Source organism: Nocardioides sp. Iso805N, from assembly GCF_000364605.1.
In the GTDB taxonomy this organism is placed as follows: domain Bacteria; phylum Actinomycetota; class Actinomycetes; order Propionibacteriales; family Nocardioidaceae; genus Nocardioides.
In genome coordinates, this window is the sequence record NZ_KB822585.1 from 93867 (window position 1) to 115088 (window position 21222).

A 21222-nucleotide genomic window follows, 5' to 3' on the forward strand; every position below is an offset into this window, starting at 1 on the left:
GTCGCACTCGTGCTGACTTCCGCTCTGCTGCTCGTGCTCGCGCTGCTGCTGGTCGCCGCCTGCGGCTTCTTCGTCGCCGCTGAGTTCTCGCTCGTGACCGTTGACCGCATCGCCGTGGACCAGGAGGTCGCGGCCGGTGACGCGACCGCCTCCGGCGTCCAGCACGCCCTGCGCACGCTCTCCAGCAACCTCTCCGGAGCACAGCTCGGCATCACGTTGACCAACCTAGGCATCGGCTGGCTCGCCGAGCCCGCCGTCTCCGGCCTGATCGGTCCGCCCCTGCGCTCGATCGGCGTGGCCGAGTCGGCGATCGCGCCGATCTCGGTGGTGCTCGGGCTGGTCGCCTCGAGCGTCGTCACGATGGTCTTCGGCGAGCTGGTGCCGAAGAACATCGCGCTCGCGCTGCCCATGCGCACGGCGAAGGCCACCCAGGCTCCACTGCGGGCCTTCACCAAGGTCAATGCCGGACCGATCCGGTTGCTCAACGGCGCCGCGAACGCTCTGGTCCGCCGGTTCGGCATCGAGCCGCAGGAGGAGCTGCGCTCGGCGCGCAGCTCCAGCGAGCTGACCTCGCTGATCCAGCGCTCGGCCGACGAGGGCACCCTGGATGCCGACACCGCTGAGCTGATGGAGCGCTCGGTCGAGTTCGGCACCCGCACCGCCGGCGAGATCATGACGCCCCGCGTGCGGCAGCACAGCCTGGAGGACGGCGATCGTGCCCAGGCCGTGATCGAGCTGGCTCGGCGCACCGGGCACTCACGCTTCCCGGTGCTGGACGAGCACGAGGCGGTCGTCGGCACCGTCCACGTCAAGAACGCCGTCGCCCTGCCGGTGCACGAGCGCGCCACCACCCGGGTCAAGCACCTGATGGCCAAGCCGATCCTGGTGCCCGACTCGCTGCGGCTCGATCCGCTGCTGGCGCTGCTGCGCAAGGAGAGCTTCCAGCTGGCGATCGTGCTCGACGAGTACGGCGATCAGGCCGGCATCGTCACCCTCGAGGACGTGATCGAGGAGATCGTCGGCGACATCGCCGACGAGCACGACACGCTCGGCGCCCGCGCTCGGCTTCGTCGCGACGGGACCTGGTCGCTCTCGGGTCTGCTGCGACCCGACGAGGTCGAGGACCTGACCGGCGTGGCGCTGCCCGAGGGCGAGGAGTACGACACCATCGCCGGCCTGGTGCTGCGGCTGCTCGGCCGCATCCCGCTGCGCGGCGACAGCGCCGAGGTGGCGGTGCCCGACCTCAGCGACCCCGACGAACCGGGGAAGCGGATCGCCGTCCTGACCGTCGAGCACATGGACGGACTGCGGATCGACCGGCTCTCCCTGCGGGTGACGCCATGAGCACGCCCGTCGCACTCGTGCTGGCGGTGGTCCTGCTGTTGCTCAACGCCTTCTTCGTCGCCACCGAGTTCGCGCTGGTCTCCGCGCGCCGCAGCCAGATCGAGCCGCAGGCCCAGGAGGGCTCCCGGCTGGCCCGGCGAACGCTGCGGGCGATGGAGGACGTCGCCTCCATGATCGCCGGCATCCAGCTGGGCGTGACCGTCTGCTCGGTCATCCTGGGCGCGGTCGCCGAGCCGGCGGTGAGCCATGTGGTCGCCCCGGTGCTCGACGCCATCCACGTGCCGGAAGGGGCGGTGCACCCGATCGCCTTCGTGATCGCGCTGTCGCTGGTCGCGTTCCTGCACGTCGTGCTCGGCGAGATGGTGCCGAAGAACGTCACGCTCGCGCTCCCGGAGCGGGCGGTGCTGATCCTGGCGCCGATCATGTACGCGCTGGTCCGGGTGCTGCGGCCGCTCATCGTCGTCCTCGACGCGATCGCCCGCGCCACGCTGCGGCTGGTGCGGGTCGAGCCCAAGCACGAGGTGGTCTCCGCGTTCACCCGCGAGGAGGTCGCAGCCATGGTCGAGGAGTCGCGCGGCGAGGGCCTGCTGCAGCAGAGCGAGTACGACCGGCTGGCAGGTGCGCTCGGCTTCACCGAGAAGACAGTGGCCGGCGTACTGCTACCGACCGGGTCCCTCGCCACCGTCCGCCGGGGCGCCTCCGGCGCCGACATCGAGGCGCTGTGCGCCGCCACCGGATTCAGCCGCTTCCCGGTGGAGGACGACCGGCCGGCGGACGGCGCGCCCGACCTGCTCGGCTACCTGCACATCAAGGACGTGCTCGAGCCCGACGAGGTACGACGCCAGCGACCGGTCGAGGACAAGTGGATCCGTCCGTTCGCGACCGTCACCGCCGACGACCCGCTGCACGACGCGCTGGAGACCCTCCAGCGCCGCGGCTCGCACATGGCCCGGGTGGTGGACCTGAACGGCGTGACCGTCGGGCTGGCGACCCTCGAGGACGTGATCGAGGAGCTCGTCGGCGAGATCCGTGACGCCGCGCACGCAGATGAGGTGCCAAGTCTCCAAGAGTGAGCCAGACGGGCGATGCCCGTCTGGCGAGCTTCGCGCGCTGGCTCCGGCGCTCGCGGCCAGCGCCCGAGCTCGTACCTCGCTCGCGCTGCCACTCGCTTTGTCGCCTAGGGTTGGCCGCGTGCATGACAGCGTCACCCGTGACACCAGGACCGACCGCGTCTGGACGATTCCGAACGCGCTCAGTGTCCTGCGACTGATCGGGATCGGCGTCTTCCTGTGGTTCCTCCTCGGCCCGCACTGGGATGTCGCGGCGCTCGCGGTGCTGGTCGTCTCGGGCATCACCGACTATCTCGACGGCTACCTGGCCCGCCGGCTGGGCCAGAACTCCCGGATCGGGGAGCTGCTCGACCCGCTTGCTGACCGGCTCTACATCTTCGCCGTGGTGATCGGGCTCGCGCTCCGTGACCTCATCCCGTGGTGGATGGCGGTGGTCCTCCCGCTGCGCGACCTCGTGATCTGGGGCCTCGTGCCGGTCCTGCGCACGCGGGGCGTCCGGGCGCTGCCCGTGCACTTCCTCGGCAAGGCGGCCACCTTCAACCTGCTCTACGCCTTCCCGCTTCTCCTGCTCGCGGACGGCGACGGCGTGGGCGCGATGCTGTGCCGGGTGCTCGGCTGGTCCTTCGCGATCTGGGGCATCGCGCTCTACTGGTGGTCGGCCGTCCTCTATGTCCTGCAGACCCGGCAGCTGCTGCGCAGCACGCCGCCCCTGGGAGCTGTCGGCCAGTGAGTGAGGAGACCCGGGAGAACACCGAGCAGCGCACCCAGTCGCCCTGGGACAGCACCGCGCACGGACCGGTCCGCGAGTCCGCCCACGGACCGGTCCATGCCACCTACTCACCGTCGCCCGGTGACACACGCGCCGCCGTACCGCTGCTCGACCTGATCACGCGGCAGTCCCTGGACGAGGACTACCAGCACGTCGCCGAACGGCGCCGACGTGAGCGTGCGGCTGCAGCGCCAACGAGCAAGCAGAGCGACGGCCCGGACATCGCATCGCGTCGGACCGGACGACCGCTGAACCGCAGCGGCCTGACCATCGCTGTCGTGCTCGTCTTCGGTCTTCTCGTCGCGGTGGCGGCAGTGCAGACCTCGCGCAACGCCTCGGTCGACAACGCCAGCAAGGACCAGCTGATCTCGCGGATCAACACCCGGCACGCGGCGGTCGCCTCGCTGCAGAAGCAGATCGCGGCCCTGCGCACGAGCACGACCCGCGAGGAGACGGCGTACGGCGATCTCGGCCGCAGCCTCGACACGGCCACCAGCACCCAGGACGCGCTGAGCGCCTCGGCCGGGTGGGCCAGCGTGCGCGGCGCGGGCGTCCGGGCGACCCTCGACGATGCCGCGTCCGGCGGCACCGCCGGTCAGGTCCGCGACTCCGATCTCGCCGGCCTGGTCAACGGGCTGTGGCAGGCCGGCGCGACAGCGATCGCTGTCAACGGACAGCGCGTCACACCGCTGAGCTCGCTGCGCAACACCGCGTCGGTGGTGCGGATCAACGACACCTCGCTCTCCCCGCCGTACACCGTCCTCGCGCTGGGAGACACCAAGATGATGCAGGCGAAGTTCGCCCAGACGGTCTCGGGGATCCGGCTGCACAACCTCACCACCCAGTACGGGATGCCGTTCAGCATGCAGAACGAATCGAACCTCATGCTGCCGGCTGCCCCATCCTCGATGTTGGTCCTGCGGCACGCTCGCGCCGATCATGGACCGGTGGACGACAAGGAGAAGCCGTGATCGCAGCGCTGGGACTGGTCGTCGGGGTCGTGCTCGGCCTGATCTTCCGACCGGATGTGCCGGTCGGGTTCGAGCCGTACCTACCGATCGCCGTCGTCGCCGCCCTCGACGCCGTCTTCGGCGCGCTGCGCGCGTACCTCGACGGCATCTTCGACGACAAGGTCTTCGTGGTCTCGTTCATCAGCAACGTGGTGATCGCCGCCGGCATCGTGTGGATGGGCGACAAGCTTGGCGTCGGCGGGCAGCTGTCGACCGGCGTCATCGTCGTCCTCGGCATCCGGATCTTCTCCAACGTGGCCGCGATCCGTCGGCACCTGTTCCATGCCTGATCCGCAGGAGCCGACCGCCGGCGACGCGGCAGGTCACGATGATCAAGCAGGGCACGACGACCAGACGGGCCACGACGACCAGACGGGCCACGACGACCAGACGGGCCACGACGACCAGACGGGCCACGCCACCGGGACGAGCGGCCGCCAGCGACTCCTCGACGCGCTCACCCACGCCCGCCGCGGCCAGGTCGTGGTGGCGGTGCTGCTGGCTGTCGTCGGCTTCGGAGCCGTCACCCAGGTGAACAGCAACGACCACGACTCGACCTACGCCGGCTACCGCGAGCAGGACCTGATCGACGTGCTCAACGGCTTGGCGGGCACCAGCCAGCGCGCCCAGTCCGAGCTGACCCGGCTGCAGCAGACCCGCACCCGACTCTCGTCGGCCACCGAGCAGCGCCAGGCCGCGCTGGACCAGGCGCAGAGCCAGGTCGACACCCTCAAGATCCTGGCCGGCCAGGTGCCGGTCACGGGTCCCGGCATCCAGGTCACCATCACCGAGACCACCGACCAGGTGAACGTCGACGACTTCCTGGACCTGGTGGAGGAGCTCCGCTCGGCCGGGGCCGAGGCGATCCAGGTCAACGGCAAGGTCCGGCTCGTCGCCTCCTCGTCCTTCGAGCAGGGTCCGGACGGCCTGTACGTCGACAACCAGCTGCTCACCCCGCCGTACACGATCGACGCGATCGGCGAGCCGGCGACGCTCGCCGGTGCGGTCACCTTCGCCCGCGGCCCCGAGGACGAGTTCGCCGACGACGGGGCGACCGTGAAGGTCACCCAGCAGAGCGCCCTGGACATCACCGCGATCCACAAGACGCAGTAGGGTTTCGACAGCTTCGCCCACCCCCGACCTCAGGAGAGCACGACGTGTCGCTGTATCCGCAGGACCTGAAGTACACCAGCGAGCACGAGTGGGTCCGCACTCCCGGCGAGAACGAGGGGTCGGTGCGCATCGGCATCACCCACTTCGCCCAGGACGCCCTCGGCGACATCGTCTACGTCTCCCTCCCGGAGGTCGGCGCCACGGTCAGCGCGGGCGACACCTGCGGTGAGCTGGAGTCCACCAAGTCGGTCAGCGACGTCTATGCGCCCATCTCGGGCGAGGTCGTCGCGGTCAACTCCGGGCTGGACACCACCCCGGAGCTCGTCAACGACGACCCCTACGGCGGCGGCTGGCTCTTCGAGGTCGTGCCCGCTTCCGGCGACGAGGTCGAGGGTCTGCTCGACGCCGCCGGCTACGAGGCCACGCTGCAGGCCTGACCGGCACCTGCCTACCTGATAGGTTCGACTACGTCCCACCCTCACCATCCGGATGAGGGTCAGACGAGGAGGAATGCCCGATGACCTGCCCCGCTTGCGGGAACCAGAACCCGGCCGACGCGCGGTTCTGCTCCCAGTGCGGTACGGCGCTGGCCGCGCCCACGGCCCCGTCGGACAGCACCGCGACCATCCAGATCGCTGACGCACGCTCCGACACCTCGGAGCGGGTGCTCAACCCGGTCGACGCAGCCGCGGTCGACGGCCTCCCGCCGGGCAGCGCTCTCCTGGTGGTGCAGCGCGGCCCGGGCTCGGGCAGCCGCTTCCTCCTCGACAAGGACACCGTCTACGCGGGTCGGCATCCGGACAGCGACATCTTCCTCGACGACGTGACCGTCTCGCGTCGGCACGCCGAGTTCGACCGCTCCGGGCAGAACTTCACCGTCGCGGACGTCGGCAGCCTCAACGGCACCTACGTCAATCGCGACCGGATCGACAAGGTCGTACTCAACGACGGCGACGAGGTCCAGATCGGCAAGTACCGGCTGGTCTACTACGCCGGCCACGCCGAGGGCTGAGGTCACCGGGCGTGGCAGCAGAACACCAGGTCACCACCACGGAGTCGGGGGAGAGGACCGAGCTGCTCAACATCGGGCAGGTCCTCGACCTGCTCCGGGCCGACTTCCCGGGGCTGATCAGCATCCCCAAGATCCGGCTGCTCGAGCAGGACGGGCTGATCTCGCCGCACCGCACCGCTAGCGGCTACCGCAAGTTCTCCCACCGAGACGTCGACCGGATCCGCTACGTGCTGCGGATGCAGCGCGACCACTACCTGCCGAAGAAGGTCATCGCCGAGCACCTCGACGCGCTGGACCGCGGCCTCGAGCCGCCGGAGCCGGGGCCGGTCGTCCCGACCGTGCCGACCGTGGCGCTCTCCTCGGACGGTACGCCGAGTCCCGACTCGTTCCGGCGTACCGACAATCTGCGACTCTCGCGCAAGGAGCTGGTCAAGATCGCCGACGTGAGCGATGAGCTGCTGCGCGAGCTCGAGGACGCCAAGCTGATAGCCCCGGTCCGGGGCTACTACGACACCGACGCCCTGGTGATCGCCCAGACCGCCAAGGAGCTGGCCGAGTTCGGCATCGAGCCGCGCCATCTGCGCGGCATGAAGGCTGCGGCGGACCGCGAGGTCGGACTGGTCCAGCAGATCGTCGCACCCCAGCTGCGCACCAACGATCCGGCGGCCCGGGCACGCGCTGCCGAGACCGCGGCGGAGGTCGCGGCACTCTCGGTGCGGCTGCACGCCACCCTGGTCAAGGCCGGCCTGAAGCAGCCGTAGAGGCCGCCCTGGCTCGTCGGGGCCGGCGGAGTAGGCTGGATGGCGTGCGTGAGGTAGACGTCCTGGGCGTCCGAGTCGAGATGCCCTCCAACCAGCCCCTGGTGCTCCTCCGTGAGGTGACCGGGGAGCGCTACCTGCCGATCTGGATCGGAGCTGTCGAGGCGACGGCGATCGCCTTCGCCCAGCAGGGGGTGGTGCCGCCGCGGCCGCTGACCCACGACCTGCTCAAGGACATCCTCGAGGCCACCGGCAACGAGCTCTCCGAGGTGCAGATCGTGGATGTGAAGGACGGCGTGTTCTTCGCCAACCTGGTCTTCAGCTCGGGTGTCGAGGTCTCGGCGCGTCCGTCGGACTCGATCGCCATCGCACTGCGGACCGGTGCCCGCGTGGTCTGCGCCGACGAGGTTCTGGCCGAGGCCGGCGTCGCCGTCCCGGCGGAACAGGAGGACGAGGTGGAGCGTTTCCGCGAGTTCCTCGACCAGGTCACGCCGGAGGACTTCGAGTCGCTCTGAGGGTCGCCCGACGTCGTGCTCGACGTCGTACCAGGCGTGACCATGACCCTCAACTTGAGGTTGAGGGTTGCGACACGCCGGAAGCGTCTTTGACCCGGGGCGATCGCGGTCCTACCTTGAACTGTCTCTGGTGTAACTCCACCGTTGTGCTCCACAGGGCACCACGGCTTCCCCGATCGGGTTACGCTGAACCGGAGTAGACCACGGAGGATCGCGTGAACGAGCACGAACGGGAGCCAGGCCTCAGCGCCGAGGCATCCCTAGCGGCCGAGCAGGCCGAGGAGCAGGGTCTGCTCTTCAGCGATGACGTCTCGCCACTGCCGAGCGATCAGGGCTACCGCGGTCCGACCGCGTGCAATGCCGCCGGCATCACCTATCGTCAGCTCGACTACTGGGCCCGCACCGGCCTGATCGAGCCCACCATCCGCAGCGCCAGCGGCTCGGGGTCGCAGCGGCTCTACTCCTTCCGCGACATCTTGATCCTCAAGGTCATCAAGCGACTGCTGGACGCGGGCATCTCGCTGCAGCAGATCCGAACCGCGGTCACCCACCTGCGTGAGCGCGGCACCGACGACCTGACCCGCGTCACGCTGATGAGCGACGGCGCCTCGGTCTACGAGTGCACCAGCAACGACGAGGTCATCGACCTGCTCCAGGGCGGACAGGGCGTCTTCGGCATCGCGATCGGCGGGGTGTGGCGCGAGATCGAGGGCAGCCTCTCCGAGCTGCCGAGCGAGCGCGCCGGCGCCGACACGAGGGAGTCGACCCCGGGTGACGAGCTGGCAGCTCGACGCGCGGCACGCTCGGTCGGCTGAGGCCCACCAGACATCATTCCGGCCCCGGTCCGTCGATTGACGGCTCGGGGCCGGAGTTCGTCTATCCTTGGGGTGCCGACAACCCGCGTGGGAGAGCTCGATCGCGAGCGCCGAAGGGGCAATTCCTCCCCGGAACCTCTCAGGCACCAGGACCACGAGGGCTGGCGACTCTGAAGTGTCATCCGCACATCTGCGCGATGTTGTGACAGAGGGGGAGGACGACCTGACCCGTGCGTCCCCGAGGAGCCCTCGTGTCCGACCGCCCCACCCTTTCCGAGCTCGACGCCAGCGCCCCGTTCGTGCAGCGCCACATCGGTGTGTCCGACGACGACGCCGTCGCGATGCTCGACCGGCTCGGCTTCGGGTCGCTCGACGCTCTCATGGATGCTGCCGTCCCCGGCGGCATCCGCAGCACAGAGGCTCTCAACCTGCCGGCCCCGCTCAGCGAGCCGCAGGTCGCCGCGCTGGCTCGTGAGCTCGCCGCCAGCAACCGCCCGGGCGAGACCATGATCGGGCTCGGTTACCACGGCACGATCACGCCTGCGGTGATCCGTCGCAACGTGCTCGAGGACCCGAGCTGGTACACCGCTTACACGCCGTACCAGCCGGAGATCTCGCAGGGCCGGCTCGAGGCGCTGATCAACTTCCAGACCCTCGTCGGGGACCTGTGCGGTCTGCCGACCGCCAACGCGTCCCTCCTCGACGAGGGCACCGCGGCAGCTGAGGCGATGACGCTGGTACGCCGGGCGAACCGCAAGGCATCCGGACCGTTCGTCGTCGACGCCGACGCGTTGCCCCAGACCATCGACGTCGTCCGCACCCGCGCCGAGGCGATGGGGATCGAGGTCGTCGTCGCCGATTTGAGCGCCGGCCTGCCTGACGGCGAGCTGTGTGGCGTGCTGATCCAGTATCCCGGCGCTTCCGGAGCCGTGCTCGACCCGCGTGCTGTCATCGCAGCCGCCCACGAGCGCAACGCTCTCGCCGTGGTCGCAGCCGACCTGCTCGCGCTCACCCTGCTCGAGGCCCCCGGCGCGCTCGGCGCCGATGTCGTGATCGGCTCCTCGCAGCGCTTCGGCGTCCCGCTCTTCTACGGGGGCCCGCACGCCGGCTACATGGCCGTCTCCGCCGGTCTGGAGCGGCACATCCCGGGCCGCCTCGTCGGTGTCTCGGTCGACGCCGAGGGACGTCCGGCGTACCGGCTCGCCCTGCAGACGCGCGAGCAGCACATCCGCCGCGACAAGGCCACCTCCAACATCTGCACGGCGCAGGTGCTGCTAGCCGTGACCGCCTCGATGTACGCGGTCTACCACGGGCCGCAGGGCCTGGCGCAGATCGCGACCCGCACCCACCGCTACGCCGCGGTGCTGGCCGCCGGTCTTCGGGCTGCCGGGTACGAGCTGAGCAGCGAGGAGTTCTTCGACACGCTGACCGTGAAGGTGCCGGGGGTCGCCGCGGCCGTGGTCGCCAAGGCTCGCGACCTGGCCATCCACCTGCGCCACGTCGACGCCGACACCGTCGGTCTATCGACCTCGGAGACCACCACCCGCTCGACGCTGAGCAGCGTGTTCAGCGCGTTCGGGATCAGCGCCGACATTGACGAGCTCGACCGCACCACGGCCGACTCGCTGCCGTCCGACCTGCTGCGGACCACGCCGTACCTGACCCACGAGGTGTTCTCGGCGCACCACAGCGAGACCCAGATGCTGCGCTACCTGGCGCGGCTCGCCGCTCGCGACTATGCCTTGGACCGCGGCATGATCCCGCTCGGCTCGTGCACGATGAAGCTCAACGCAACCACCGAGATGGAGCCGATCTCGCTGCCCGGCTTCGCCGACCTGCATCCGTTCGTGCCGGCCGAGGATGCCGCCGGCTACGCGCGTCTGGTCGCCGAGCTGGAGGGTTGGCTCGAGGAGGTCACCGGCTACGACCGGGTCTCCATCCAGCCCAACGCCGGCTCTCAGGGCGAGCTCGCCGGGCTGCTGGCGATCCGCGGCTACCACCGCGCCCGCGGCGAGGCGCAGCGCGACGTCTGCCTGCTGCCCGGCTCGGCGCACGGCACCAACGCCGCGTCCGCAGTGATGGCCGGCATGCGCGTGGTGGTGGTGAAGTCGGCCGAGGACGGCACCGTCGACCTCGACGACCTCCGCGCCCAGTGCGAGACCCACGCCCAGGACCTCGCCGCGATCATGGTGACCTACCCCTCGACGCACGGCGTCTACGAGGCGGGCATCACCGAGCTGTGCGAGATCGTGCACAGCCACGGCGGTCAGGTCTACATCGACGGCGCGAACTTCAACGCGCTGCTCGGCTACGCCAAGCCCGGTGAGTTCGGCGGCGACGTGTCGCACCTCAACCTGCACAAGACGTTCTGCATCCCGCACGGCGGCGGCGGTCCGGGTGTGGGACCGGTGGCGGTGCGTGCCCACCTGGCGCCGTACCTGCCCTCGCACGGGCTGCACCCGGAGGAGTCGAAGCGCGCCGGCATCGGGCCGATCTCTGCCGCGCCGTACGGCTCGGCGGGGATCCTGCCGATCTCGTGGGCCTACATCCGGCTGATGGGCGGCGCCGGCCTCACCAAGGCGACGGCCGCTGCGGTGCTCTCGGCCAACTATGTCGCCGCTCGTCTCGGCGAGTACTACCCGGTGCTCTACCGCGGCGACTCCGGCCTGGTCGCGCACGAGTGCATCCTCGACCTGCGCGAGCTGACCAAGCAGACCGGTGTCAGCGTCGAGGATGTCGCCAAGCGACTGATCGACTACGGCTTCCACGCCCCGACGATGTCGTTCCCCGTCGCCGGCACGCTGATGGTCGAGCCGACCGAGTCCGAGGACCTGGCGGAGCTGGACCGGTTCATCGAGGCGATGATCGCGATCCGCGGCGAGATCGACCGGGTCGCGTCGGGGGAGTGGTCGGCCGAGAACAGCGTGCTCCGCGGCGCGCCGCACACCTCGCGCGTGCTGGTCGGTGACTGGGACCGCCCCTACTCCCGTGAGGAGGCGGTCTTCCCCCAGGGCATCCCTGGGCTCAACTCCGCCGCCGACAAGTACTGGCCCCCGGTCGCCCGGATCGACAACGCGTACGGCGACCGCAACCTGGTCTGCGCCTGCCCGCCGCCGGAGGCATTCGCCGAGTAGCTCGAAGAGTCACTTTCTGCGGGTCGAGAGGTCACTTCTTGCGGTGTGAGTGTCCACGTGGATGGACACTCAACCTGCGGAAAGTGACCTCTCGGCCTGGGGGTTCAGTGCACGGCGAGGGTGGACCCGGTGCGGGACTTGGCGACCCGCAGCTGGGTGGGGATCCGGTCACGGAGCTCACCGACGTGACTGACGACGCCGACGACCCGGCCGCCATCGCGCAGACCGTCGAGGACGGCCATCACATCGTCCAGCGTCTCGGCGTCGAGTGAACCGAAGCCCTCGTCGACGAAGAGCGTGTCGAGCATCGCTCCACCGGCCTCCTGGGTGATCACGTCGGCCAGGCCGAGGGCCAGCGCCAGCGAGACCACGAACGTCTCGCCGCCCGACAGCGTCGCCGGGTCACGGGTCTCACCCGACCAGTCGTCGCGCACCAGCAGCGCCAGGCCGCCGCGGCGGTCGCCGGCGCCACGGGCTGCGGTGTGCTCGAGCTGGTAGCGCTGGTCGCTCATCGAGGAGAGCCGCTCGTTGGCAGCGGCCACCACCTGGGTCAACCGGTAGGCGACGACGTAGGCGGACAGGGACATCTGCAATCGATTGTCGGCACTCTTGCCCTCCGCGAACGACGCCAGCCGGGTAGCGACCTCGAGCTCGCCGCGCAGCGGCGCCCAGGCGCCCAAACCTTCGTCGAGCTCGTCGCGCAGCTTGGCCAGCCGGGCGAGCGCGGCGGTGCAGCGCGCGACCGCGGCCTGAGCACTGCTCATCGTGCGCAGCGCGGTCTCGTGCGTGCTCGTCAGGGCCGGCACGTCGGGGAGCGGGCGATCGCCGAGGCTTTCGGCATCCGGCTCAGCCAGGACCGACGTGACCACGGCCAGGCGGCGCTCGTGGCGCTTGAGCCGGGCGGTGAGGCTCTCGATCTCCTGCGCCGGGATCTCGGCGGCAGCGACCGCGTCTGCGTCCTCGAAGCCTGCGTCGGTCAGCGCGTGCGCGAGCGCCCGCTCTGCCTCGCTGCGAGCACTGGCGGCGCGATCGCGAGCCTCAATGGCCTCGACCAAGGCGGCGCCGGCGTGGGCGGCCTGCTCGCGATGGGCGAGGAGGCCAGCGATCGATGTGATGGCGGCGCCGTCGGCAACCGTGGTCGCAGCGGCGAGCGCCTCCGCAAGCGAGGCATCCAGGGTCACGTGCTCACGGCCCAGCGCGGCGAGCGCTGCCTCCGCGGCGGCTGCCTGCGCGCTCGCCTCGGTCATTCGCGTGCTGTCGGCCTCGGCGGTGCGGCTGGCTGCGGCGAGACCGCGCTCCACGTCGGAGGCGGTGGCGGCAAGGGTCCGGGCGTCGGCGAGGTCGGACAGGACGCCGTCCCGTTCGGGATCGGGGCCGGCCTGCTCCCGCGTGAGGGTGAGGCGGGTCTCGAGGTCACGCACCTCAAGCCCGCGGAGGTGCTCGACGGCGCTGGCGTCGTCGGCTGCCTTCTGGGCGGCCTTCTCCGCTTCGGCATCCGGGGCGTCGGCGGAGGGCGTGGCCTTGTCCGGGTGCTCGGCCGAGCCACAGACGGGGCAGCAGCCTCCCACGGCCAGGGCACCGGCGAGCTCGGCCGCCATGCTGTCCAGCCGAGCAGCACGTACGTCGAGGGCGTTGCCGCGCAGCTCCTGAGCCCCACTGCGTGCTGCGGCGTGTGCTTCCTTCGCCTCGGCGAGGGCGATCCGCAGACGGTCGGCCTCGGCGTAGGCGCCGGCGCGCACGCTCAGCGTGTCGACCACGGCACCGGCACGTCGAGCGGCCTCCAAGGAGGATCGCAGCTCGTCGATGCGGGCCGGTGCCGCTTGCGTCCGGGCCCTGAGGGTGGCGATCTCGGCGGACAGACGCTCGTGTGCTGCGGTGGCGCGGCCGAGCTCGACCGCCACGGCATCGCGACGTGCCTCCTGGGGCAGGAGTGCCTGCGCTGCGTCGACCAGCCGGATCAGCTCGCGCTGCGTGGCGCGGGCCTCGACGAGTGGTGCGTCGGCAGGAGTCGTGGTCAGGCAGGCTTCGTGCTGGGCGCGCGCCCGCTCGGCGAGCCTGCGCACCGGGGTCACCGTCGCGGCTCGGCGGGCCGCCTCCACCCGGGCGGCGATGGTGTCGATCTCCTCAGCCTCGGCGACGAGCTCGGCATGCTCGCGCACGGCGGCGTCGTGCCGCAGGCGGCGGTTCACGAAAGCCCGAGCCTGGTCCAGCGCGTCGCGCGCCTGCGCCTCGGCGCCGACGGCATCCGCTGCCACGGCACAGGCGGCGACGTGGTCCTCGTGCAGCTGCTTCCCGATCCCCTCGACCCAGCCGATCATGGCGCCGTCGCCGGCAGGCAGGGTCAGGTCGGCGAGCTCCCAGTCATCGGGAAGTGGCGATGCGGTGGCCTCGCTGATCCGGCTGACCGCGTCCGCGACCCGCTGGTTGAGGCCCTCGCTGCGTCGACGCAGCGAGAGCCGGTGCTCGCGCAGCCAGCGCTCGACGTCGTTGAACCGCTCGGTGCGGAAGAGACGCTGGAGGAGCTCCTTGCGCTCCTCGGACCTCGCCCGCAGGAAGGACTGGAACCGCCCCTGCGGGAGAAGGGCGACCTGGGTGAACTGGGTGAGCGTCATGCCGAGCAGGTCGGTGATCAGGTGGCCGGCCTCGTCGAGTCGCGTGGTGTGGGTGGTCCAGCCGTCGGCACGCTGCTCCTGCACCACCACCGCGGCCTGCTCGGTGGTGGATCCCGTGCCGCGCTTCTTGGGGCGGTCCCAGGCGGGGGAGCGGCCGATCCGGAAGCGGCGGCCGGCCAGCGTCGCCTCCAACACGACCCGGGGTGCGACACCGGGCGCGGCCTGGTCGCAGCGCAGCCTCTTCGCGGAGGCGCGGTCGCCGGGAACATCGCCGTACAGAGCGAAGCAGATCGCGTCCAGCACGCTGGTCTTGCCGGCGCCGGTCGGCCCGGAGAGCAGGAACAGGCCGGCCGAGGAGAGCCGGTCCAGGTCGACGGTGACGGTCTCGGCGAACGGACCGAAGGCGGTGATCTCGAGGTGGTGCAGGCGCATCAGAAGAGCACCTCCGCCCATTCCTCCTCGACCGACGCGGCGCCGGCGCCGACGAGCACGTCGACATCCGTGTCCTCACAGCAGTCGTCCACGGCACGGCCCAGCAGGGCGAGCTCACCCTCCGAGGCGGGCGCGCCGCGCAGCTCGGCGACGAAGTCGGCCACCAGGTCCCGGTCGCGGCGCATCGGGCCGTGTCCCTGCGGCAGTGCTCCGACCACGGGCGCCGTCGACTCGAAACCGAGCAGCAGGGTGTGCGGGAAACGTCGGCGCAGCCTCTCCATCGCCTGGCTGGGGCGCACCGGGTCGGTCAGCGTGACCTGCACCCACGAGCCCTCGTGGACGGCCAGGGCAGGGTCGGCGAGCAGGGTCTCCAGGTCGCCGCGCAGCAGCGCCAGCTCGCGGGGGACCGGCGCCTCGACGAACTCCGCGTGGCTGACACCGTCGGCACCCAGCTCGACCAGCCAGGAGCCCTTGCGGTGGCTCGCCTCGGAGAACGAGTAGGCCAGCGGCGAGCCGCTGTAGCGGATCGTCTCGCTGAGCGTGTGGCGGCCGTGCAGGTGGCCGAGAGCGGCATAGGAGACGCCGTCGAAGACCGAGGTCGGCACGATCGAGACGCCACCGACGGAGATGTCACGCTCGGAGTCGCTCGGCTGCACCGGCTCCTCGGCGCGGCCGGCCACGAAGGCGTGCGCCAGCACCACCGAGCGGGCGCCGCCGCGACGGGTGAGGTCCTCGCGGACCCTTCGCATCGCCTCGCCGAGTGCGGCGGCGTGGGAGCGTGCAGCGAGCTGCCAGGGCTCGCGCACGGTGTCGGGATCCAGGTAGGGGATGCCGTAGACGGCCACCGGCCCGTGCTCGTCCTCCAGCATGATCGGCGCAGCCGCGCGGGAGGCGTCGGTGCGGATGAAGACCCCGGCCGCATCGATCAGGTCCGAGCCGAAGCCGAGCCGGTGGGCCGAGTCGTGGTTGCCGCTGGTGAGCACCACCTTGGCCCGCGAAGCTGCCAGCCGGGCCAGCGTCTCCGAGGCCAGCCGAACCGCGTCCACCTGCGGGAGCGCCCGGTCGTAGATGTCGCCGGCGACGACGACCAGGTCGACCCGCTCACGCTCGACCACCTCGAGCAGGTGGTCGACGAAGACGCCCTGGTGGGTGAGCATGCCCTCCCGGTGGAAGGACCTCCCCAGGTGCCAGTCGGAGGTGTGCAGGATCCGCATGGAAGAGAACCTAGAAGGGACCACTGACAGTCTGGGTGACCCACGCCGGACGTGACCGAGATGGCACCCGGAGCGGGCCGATCCTCAGCCGCCGAACGTGCTGCGTACGGCAAGCTGCCGCGCGAGCTGGTCGGCGCAGTCCACCAGCACGCGCCGCAGCGGAAGGTCGAGGCCTGGCAGGTCGATCGTCGCGTGTGCGCGCGCCAAGGTGGCGTCCTGCACCGATCCGGCCGGGAAGAACGCCTCAGCGGCGGTGGCCAGCACCCAGCCCGACCGCACCTTGACGGTGTCGGGCACTTCGGCGAAGTAGCGCTCGACGTACGGCGCCGTCAGCTCGTCCGGACCACGCCAGAGCCCCTGGCCGGCGGCCACGACCTCGTAGTTGGGCAGGTTCGTCTCGCCGGTGAAGACCGACCAGGCGTACGCCTTCGCCTCGGCGTCCGGCAGCGAGCAGAGGGCGCCGGTCAGCGCGACGCGGGCGTCGTTGGCGGGCTCGGCGTCGTACGCCGCCTGGAGCTCCTCGCGGGTGATGGCGCCAAGCGCCGCCAGTCGGCCGAGCAGCCGCCAGCGCAGGTCGAGGTCGAGGTCGATGCCCTGGGGAGTGGCGGCGAGCCAGCCCCGCAGCACGCCGCTGTCCTCGGCCGACCGGATCGCCGCCCGGAAGCCGGCCAGCTGCTGCTCGGAGCCGACGTCGGTGGAGGTGATCTTGCCGAGTGCGGCCTCGTGCAACCGCGCCAGCGAGCCGTCCGGCGCCACCGGCACGACGTCGCGGAACAGCCAGGCGATGGTCCGCCGGGCGGTGTCCTCGGTGTCCTCGACGGGGAAGCTGGCCACCGCGATGTCCACGATGTCGGTGGGTGCGATGGCGGCATTGTGGAACCCGTTGCGCAGGTTGTTCCAGATGCCCGCGCGCAGCGGACCGTCGGTGACCTCGGGCAGGAGCCGCTTGAGCGCTGTGACGGTGGTCTGGTCGGGGATCAGCACCGCCCACGTGTCGTCGTACGGGTCGAGGATGATCGCCTCGCCCTCGAGCGGCCGGGGCGTCGACGCGGCGGAGACGCTGACCTGCTCGGTGCGCCATCCTGCCCCATCGTTCACCGCTGCGCGGAAGGCGTGCGAGCGGTCGGCCGGGTGGTCTGCCGGGGGGGTACGCAGCAGCACGCCCGCGCTGCGGTCGTAGGTGATGGTGTCTGGGCCGGCGGTGCGCAGCCACTGCGCCGCGAAGTCGCCCAGGTCGGCGGCGCCGGCACGCTGCCAGGAGTCGAACAGGTCGTGCATCGTCGCGTTGCCGAAGCGGTGGCGGTTGAAGTGGTCGACCACGCCGCCGAAGAACACCTCGTCGCCGAGGCGTGCGGCGAGCTGGCGCAGGATGGCCGAGCCCTTCGAGTAGGAGATGCCGTCGAAGTCCTGGAGCGCCGCGACAGCGTCCTCCGCTCCGTTGCCGGCGACCGGGTGGGTGGAGGGCCGCTGGTCGGCGACCAGGCCCCACTGCCGGCGGGAGTAGGACAGGTCGGCCCAGGCGTCGGCGTACTCGGTGACGTCGGCGGTCACCCGGTTGCCCATGTACTCGGCGAACGACTCGTTGAGCCACAGGTCGTCCCACCAGGCCGGTGTGACCAGGTTGCCGAACCACTGGTGCGCCATCTCGTGCGCGACGGTGGTGGCACGCTGGATGCGGATGCCGCGGGTGACCCGGGAGGTGAAGATCAGCGGGTCGCGGAAGGTCACGCAGCCCGGGTTCTCCATCGCGCCGGCGTTGAACTCCGGCACGAACGCCTGGTGATAGTTGCCGAACGGGTAGCGGATCCCGAACAGTCGGTGGAACTCGTCGAAGCACTGCTTGGTCAAGGTGAACAGCTCGTCGGCGTCCTTGTCCAGGTCCTTGGCCAGGCTGGCGCGGGCGGAGAGGCCGAGCGGTATGACACCGTCGCTGAGCCGGTGCTCGTCGTGGAGCACGTGGTAGGGACCGGCGACGAGTGTGACGAAGTAGGTCGACAGCGGCTGGCTCTGCTCCAGCTCCCACTCACCCGGCGCGACCTGCTGCCCGGGCGCGTTGCCGATCACGACCCAATCCCGCGGGGCCCGCACGTGCAGCGTGTACGGCGCCTTCAGGTCGGGCTGGTCGAAGCAGGCGAAGACGCTCGGTGCGGCGTCCATGAACGACATGCCGTAGATGTAGTGCTTGCCGTCGGCCGGGTCGACGGAGCGGTGCAGCCCCTCGCCGTCGTTGCGGAAGCGCATCGTCGCCTCCACGACCAGCTCGTTCTCGCCGCTCTGGGTGTGCAGCGGGAAGCGGCCGCGCTCGAGCAGGTCGGCGTCGAGGGGCTCGCCGTTGAGCCGGATCGCGTGGAGTCGCACCGGCTTGACGTCGACGAATGTGTCACCGCCCGCCGAGCGGAACCGGATCACGGTCCGCGAGGAGAACTCGGTCTCGCTGGTCGCAAGGTCGAGGCTCACGTCGTACCCGATGATCTCGAGCTGAGCCTTGCGGGCCTGCGCCTCGGTGCGCTGGAGGCTGTGGAAGGGATTCTGGACACTCGACACGTGGGCAGCCTAGGCGACCAAGCGAGCGACAGCGCGAGCGAGGTACGAGCTCTGGCGCGGGCCGTGCCGCGCGGCGCCGGTCAACGGGTCTGGCACGCTAGGCGCGTGAATGACGTAGCGAAGGTCGACCGGCGGTCCATCGATCTGGAGAAGGTCGGCGAGCATCTCTTCAGGGCCACCAACGGCCGCGGCGGTGAGGTCAGCGTCGGCGTGGCCGACGGGGCGGACTTCTCGCCGGTCGAACTGCTGCTCGCAGGACTGGCCGCGTGCGGCGCGCTCGATCTGGACTACATCACCGGCAAGCGCGCCCCGTTCGAGGCCTTCGCCGCGCGCGCGGCGGGCGACGTGGTGCGTGATGAGAACGGCAACCACGTGGTCAATCTGGAGGTGACCTTCGATGTCACCTTCCCCGACGGTGAGGGCGGGGACGCCGCTCGCGCGGTCGTCCCCGCCACACTCGACCGTATCCGGGACCGGCTGTGCACCGTCGGACGGACGGTTCAGCTCGGCGCACCGGTGGCGTACGTCGAGGGTGCGCTCGAGTGAGCGTGCACCCAGGCGTGAGCGCTGTGGGTCAGGCCTGCGGTCCGAGCGCGAACTCGACCCGGCCATCGGGGTCGACCGCCGCGTCCAGGACCTTGTCCTCCAGGAGCTCGGCGGCTCGCTCGTCGAGGTAGACGGTGGCGCCGTCCTGCTCGACCACCTGGTCGCCAGGGTGCGCTGTCGGGGCGGCGGTGACCTCGAAGGTCTGGCTGGCGTCGTCGGACGTGATCCGAAGACCAGCCGTGTCCGGTGCCTGCGGCTGGTGGGTGATGTTCTTGACGATCGTGCTGGCGTTCTCGGTCAGGGTGAGCATGATGGCTCCTCCCGGGTTGGGTGCATGTCCTCTGGCCAATACCCCGATAGACAGGGCTTACACGGACGCGGCGGACGACGTAGCCCAGATCACCCGACCGTGACCGAGGTGATGTCGACCGGCTTCTTCGGGTGGCCGTCGCCCTGACCGTTGGCGTTGTCGGTGCCCGCCGCGGCGTCCGCGATGATCGCCTTCACGCCGGCCGCGTCGATGGTGCCGAAGACGGCGTAGTTCGGCGGCAGCGGGCTGTCTGCGTAGACCAGGAAGAACTGCGAGCCGTTGGTGTTCGCGCCCGCGTTGGCCATAGCCACCGTCCCCGCGGGGTAGGTCTTGATCGTCTCGCCGGCCGCCGAGGTGCCCTCCTTGTCCGTCACCAGGGCCTTGGCGCCGTCGAGCTCGTCGGCGAAGGTGTAGCCCGGCCCGCCGGAACCCGTACCGCTGGGGTCGCCGCACTGCAGCACATCGATGCCTTCGGTGGTGAGCCGGTGGCAGCTGGTCTTGTCGAAGTACTTCTGCTTCGCCAGCGACACGAACGAATTGACGGTGCACGGTGCGGTGTCAGCGTCGAGCGTCAGGCCGATGTCGCCGATCGAGGTGTGCATCGTGGCGGCGACCTTGCCGGAGACTGCGGGCGTCGCCGGGGGAGTGCTGACCTTCACGCCCGCCGAGCCCGCGCCGCTGCTCGGGTAGGTGCAGGTGGTCGCCCCACCGGCGGCGGCACTGCTCGATGATGCGGCCGGCGAGGTAGTCGCGGAGTCGGTCGCCTTGGAGTCGTCGCTTCCGCATCCGGACAGGAGCAGGACCGGGACGAGGGCGGTCAGGGCGATCGAGGCGCGCAAGAGCATGGCTGGATCCTAGGCCGCGACTCGACGCAGGCACTTGCGGCGGTACCGGTAGTCGCCGCTGGGGAGCCTGATGGTTTCGTAGGTGGGGTCGTGTGCTTTGCGGTGGTGGTGGCCGCAGAGGAGGGCGGCGTTGGTCAGGTCGGTGGGTCCGCCTCGGCTCCAGGGATTTTCGTGGTGGGCGTCGCACCAGGTCGCGGGCACGGTGCAGCCCTCGGCGCGGCAGTGCCGATCGCGGATTCTGAGGGCTTTGTGTTGGGCGGGGGAGAAGAGGCGTCTGGCTCGGCCGAGGTCGAGGGGTTCGGACTTGCCGCCGAGGACGTAGGGGATGACCGCGGCGGTGCAGGCCAGTCGCCGTGCTTCCCCGGCGGGGACGTTGGTGTCGCCGAGTTGGGCGATGCCGAGCTCGCTGTGCAGGTACTCGATGGGGATCGTGACGATCACGGCGGTGGTGTCGCCGCCGTGGGCGGGGACACGGTCGCCGGGCACGCATTCGAGGAGCTGGGCGAAGGCGTCGGCGAAGAGCCGGTTGCGGGGGCGCACTCTGCCGTCGGCCTCCAGGGCCGCGACCCGAGGTTGGGCGAAGGCCTCCAGCAGGGTGTGGAGGCGTTCGCCGACGGCTTCGGGCACGAGCGCGTGGATGCGGGTCATGCCGTTGCCGTGGTCGCTGATCGTCAACGTGGCCTTGGCGTGCGCGGCCTCCTCCAATCGACGGATGGCGTCGGCCTCTGCTGCTTCCGCGATCTCGGGCGCGACCACCTCCAACAGATGCGCCGCCAGCTGGCGCAGGTCCTTGGGGCAGTGCTGGGTGGCGAGGTCGCACAGGTGTGCCTCGGCGCGCTCCACGACATCGGTGGGCAGGTCGTCGGGCAGGGCAGCGAGCCCGTCGAGGATCACCCGGGCATGCTCGAGACTGAACCGACCCTGCGCCAACGCGGCCCGCACCACCGGCCGCTGCTCCAGGCCGCGCGCCAGAGCCAGCGCCGCGTGCGCGGCCCTGCTGTCGACGACCTCCTGGGCGACCAGCCAGGACGCGACGTCACGTGCGCCGATCTCCTCGGCCACGTCCTGGGCGCTGGCGATAACCCGTAGTTCGAGCTCTTCGAGACGGGCCCGGAGCCGCCGCAGGTCGAGGATGGTGGCGGCTTTGTCGGTGGTGGAGAGGAAGATCGGATTCGCATC

General features: G+C 70.7%; 19 protein-coding genes and 1 riboswitch. Of the genes, 13 read left to right on the top strand and 6 right to left on the bottom strand.

The features are described 5' to 3' along the window. Positions 1 to 9: 9 nt before the first annotated feature. From H036_RS0118550 to gcvP, 12 genes are all read left to right on the top strand, one after another. Positions 10 to 1344: a hemolysin family protein gene (locus H036_RS0118550; protein ID WP_017936307.1), complete on the top strand. Its 1335-nt coding sequence runs from the start codon at positions 10 to 12 to the stop codon at positions 1342 to 1344. Further along, complete coding sequence (locus H036_RS0118555; RefSeq protein WP_017936308.1) at positions 1341 to 2417, top strand: hemolysin family protein; 1077 nt, start codon at positions 1341 to 1343, stop codon at positions 2415 to 2417. Before H036_RS0118550 ends, H036_RS0118555 begins: the two co-directional genes overlap by 4 nt. Positions 2418 to 2535: 118 nt before the next feature. Further along, on the top strand, positions 2536 to 3144 hold the full coding sequence (locus H036_RS0118560) for a CDP-alcohol phosphatidyltransferase family protein (RefSeq protein WP_017936309.1): 609 nt from the start codon (positions 2536 to 2538) through the stop codon (positions 3142 to 3144). Next, complete coding sequence (locus H036_RS0118565) at positions 3141 to 4154, top strand: DUF881 domain-containing protein (protein ID WP_017936310.1); 1014 nt, start codon at positions 3141 to 3143, stop codon at positions 4152 to 4154. Before H036_RS0118560 ends, H036_RS0118565 begins: the two co-directional genes overlap by 4 nt. Beyond that, entirely contained in the window at positions 4151 to 4483 is a 333-nt protein-coding gene (locus tag H036_RS0118570) for a small basic family protein (protein WP_017936311.1), read from the top strand. Before H036_RS0118565 ends, H036_RS0118570 begins: the two co-directional genes overlap by 4 nt. Beyond that, a complete protein-coding gene (locus H036_RS23695) occupies positions 4476 to 5306 on the top strand; it encodes a DUF881 domain-containing protein (protein ID WP_017936312.1) in 831 nt (276 codons plus the stop codon). The genes H036_RS0118570 and H036_RS23695 overlap by 8 nt, the downstream gene beginning before the upstream one ends. Before the next feature lie 50 nt (positions 5307 to 5356). Further along, positions 5357 to 5743, top strand: a complete 387-nt coding sequence (gene gcvH / locus H036_RS0118580; protein WP_026146167.1) for a glycine cleavage system protein GcvH — start codon at positions 5357 to 5359, stop codon at positions 5741 to 5743. Between the two features lie 80 nt (positions 5744 to 5823). Further along, the gene (locus tag H036_RS0118585; RefSeq protein WP_017936314.1) at positions 5824 to 6318 is read left to right on the top strand and encodes an FHA domain-containing protein; all 495 of its coding nucleotides are present in this window, start codon (positions 5824 to 5826) and stop codon (positions 6316 to 6318) included. 11 nt (positions 6319 to 6329) lie between these two features. Then, on the top strand, positions 6330 to 7079 hold the full coding sequence (gene ftsR, locus H036_RS0118590) for a transcriptional regulator FtsR (RefSeq protein ID WP_017936315.1): 750 nt from the start codon (positions 6330 to 6332) through the stop codon (positions 7077 to 7079). Positions 7080 to 7123: 44 nt separating this feature from the next. Then, on the top strand, positions 7124 to 7591 hold the full coding sequence (locus H036_RS0118595) for a bifunctional nuclease family protein (RefSeq protein ID WP_017936316.1): 468 nt from the start codon (positions 7124 to 7126) through the stop codon (positions 7589 to 7591). Between the two features lie 215 nt (positions 7592 to 7806). After that, on the top strand, positions 7807 to 8406 hold the full coding sequence (locus H036_RS0118600) for a MerR family transcriptional regulator (protein WP_017936317.1): 600 nt from the start codon (positions 7807 to 7809) through the stop codon (positions 8404 to 8406). Positions 8407 to 8484: 78 nt separating this feature from the next. Continuing rightward, a riboswitch (glycine riboswitch) is annotated at positions 8485 to 8571 on the top strand. Between the two features lie 86 nt (positions 8572 to 8657). Beyond that, positions 8658 to 11540, top strand: coding sequence for an aminomethyl-transferring glycine dehydrogenase (gene gcvP / locus H036_RS0118605; RefSeq protein ID WP_017936318.1), 2883 nt, complete (start codon positions 8658 to 8660; stop codon positions 11538 to 11540). Between the two features lie 104 nt (positions 11541 to 11644). Here gcvP and H036_RS0118610 read toward each other — a convergent pair whose 3' ends face one another. The 3 genes from H036_RS0118610 to pepN all read right to left on the bottom strand — a co-directional run bounded on the left by H036_RS0118610 (position 11645) and on the right by pepN (position 18342). Continuing rightward, the gene (locus H036_RS0118610; RefSeq protein ID WP_017936319.1) at positions 11645 to 14584 is read right to left on the bottom strand and encodes an AAA family ATPase; all 2940 of its coding nucleotides are present in this window, start codon (positions 14582 to 14584) and stop codon (positions 11645 to 11647) included. Further along, the gene (locus H036_RS0118615) at positions 14584 to 15798 is read right to left on the bottom strand and encodes an exonuclease SbcCD subunit D (RefSeq protein ID WP_017936320.1); all 1215 of its coding nucleotides are present in this window, start codon (positions 15796 to 15798) and stop codon (positions 14584 to 14586) included. The genes H036_RS0118610 and H036_RS0118615 overlap by 1 nt, the downstream gene beginning before the upstream one ends. Before the next feature lie 84 nt (positions 15799 to 15882). After that, complete coding sequence (pepN, locus tag H036_RS0118620; protein ID WP_017936321.1) at positions 15883 to 18342, bottom strand: aminopeptidase N; 2460 nt, start codon at positions 18340 to 18342, stop codon at positions 15883 to 15885. A gap of 105 nt (positions 18343 to 18447) precedes the next feature. Here pepN and H036_RS0118625 point away from each other — a divergent pair, with 105 nt between their 5' ends. Continuing rightward, entirely contained in the window at positions 18448 to 18888 is a 441-nt protein-coding gene (locus H036_RS0118625) for an OsmC family protein (RefSeq protein WP_017936322.1), read from the top strand. Positions 18889 to 18916: 28 nt separating this feature from the next. Here H036_RS0118625 and H036_RS0118630 read toward each other — a convergent pair whose 3' ends face one another. From H036_RS0118630 to H036_RS24620, 3 genes are all read right to left on the bottom strand, one after another. Further along, positions 18917 to 19198, bottom strand: coding sequence for a hypothetical protein (locus tag H036_RS0118630; RefSeq protein ID WP_017936323.1), 282 nt, complete (start codon positions 19196 to 19198; stop codon positions 18917 to 18919). Between the two features lie 89 nt (positions 19199 to 19287). Continuing rightward, a complete protein-coding gene (locus H036_RS0118635; protein ID WP_017936324.1) occupies positions 19288 to 20043 on the bottom strand; it encodes a peptidylprolyl isomerase in 756 nt (251 codons plus the stop codon). 9 nt (positions 20044 to 20052) lie between these two features. After that, on the bottom strand, positions 20053 to 21222 hold a 1170-nt coding region (locus tag H036_RS24620; RefSeq protein WP_017936325.1), incomplete at its 5' end, for an HNH endonuclease signature motif containing protein.